Raw genomic sequence first — 1,488 nt, 5'->3', positions numbered from 1 at the left:
CCAATACGGTTCAGTTAAGGCTCAAATACGTGTAAATTATGGATTGTTCTGAAGTATGGAAATGAAGTGCGGTGCATCTCAAGGAATTCTCATTAGTGTCTCCCAAGATACAAAGTACCGAGATATTCAAAGCAATAGAGGTTGCTATACCAGCAACTTCAATCGAACAGGCGATCGCTAAAACTAAAGTCGAAGAGGAACGTCATCGTTCGTTACCTGCACAACTGGTCGTTTGTTTAATCATAGCAATGAGCCTGTGGTCGGGAGATTCAATGCGGGACGTATTAAAGAACCTAATTGATGGGCTTTCAGAGGCATGGGTCAAAATTGGTAAATATTGGCGTATCCCATGTAAATCAGCTATAACCCAAGCCAGACAGCGACTAAAAGCAGGGGTGATGAGGCAATTGTTTCATCAGTTAGTGCGACCAATGTCAAACAGCGAAACAATAGGAGGGTTTCTCAACGGGTTACGAATCGTATTGATTGATGGAACTTGCTTGGATATTCCAGATAGTGATGAAAACGCAAGGGTTTTTGGTCGTCCCGGTAGTCGTCCTGGTACACGAGCCGCATTTCCCAAAGTTAGATTGGTTATTTTGGTAGAGGCTGGAACACATTTAATTTTCGACGCATTAATGTGCCCATATCGGATTGGAGAGCGAGTCAGGTCACTAAAATTATTACGTTCAGTAACATCCGGAATGTTGTTAATGTGGGATAGGGGTTTGCATTCCTATGCTATGGTACAAGCAACAGTAAGTAAGGGTTGTGATTATTTAGGAAGAATTCCTGCCAACGTTAAATTCTTAAATGAAAAACCTTTAGATGATTGTTCATATTTAAGTTGGATTTATCCATCTGGGGAATTGCGTAAAAAAGGTTGTAAGCCTATACAGGTAAGAGTTATAGAGTATACAATTGAGAATTATGATAACCCAGAAGAACAAATTAGATATCGCTTAATTACAAGCTTATTGGACATTGAAAAATTCAGCGCCCAGCTACTCGCTTGTGAGTATCATCAACGTTGGGAAGTCGAGAATACTATTGATGAGATCAAAGTACATCTTTTAGGACGAAAAACTCATATTCGTTCTCAAAAACCACGGGAGGTGGTGCAAGAAGTGTACGGTTTGTTATTAGGGCATTGGGCTATCCGGTTGTTAATTTTTCAGGCTGCAAGCAGCGCAGTTGTTTCACCCTTGCGTCTAAGTTTCACAGGAACATTACGAGTTGTTCGTCGTGCCCTCCCCAAATTCCAGCGTTTGCAACCACAAGAACTTCCCTTTTTTTGAGTTGGTTAACTGTGGAGATTCTTGACCAAGTTTTACCTGAAAGGGTACATAGAAACAACCCAAGGGTTGTGAAAAAGCCTGTATCAAAATTTCGCTCTAAAAAAGTTAAACACAGAGGTATTGGGGCACAAATCAATCCTCCGGTCTTCGTTGTACTAAGCACTGCATAGCCTTAACTGAACCGTATTGG

The 1,488-nt window shown here is 41.1% G+C and carries 1 protein-coding gene; it reads left to right on the top strand.

Annotation, left to right across the window (positions count from 1 at the left end; translation table 11 throughout):
• Positions 1-161: 161 nt before the first annotated feature.
• Positions 162-1,298, top strand: a complete 1,137-nt coding sequence (locus AABK37_RS41310; protein WP_432557165.1) for an IS4 family transposase — start codon at positions 162-164, stop codon at positions 1,296-1,298.
• Positions 1,299-1,488 lie beyond the last annotated feature (190 nt).

Source organism: Tolypothrix sp. VBCCA 56010, assembly GCF_050875635.1.
In the GTDB taxonomy this organism is placed as follows: domain Bacteria; phylum Cyanobacteriota; class Cyanobacteriia; order Cyanobacteriales; family Nostocaceae; genus Hassallia.
The sequence above is the reverse complement of the archived record's forward strand: the minus strand, read 5'-3'. Positions and strand labels throughout refer to the sequence as shown.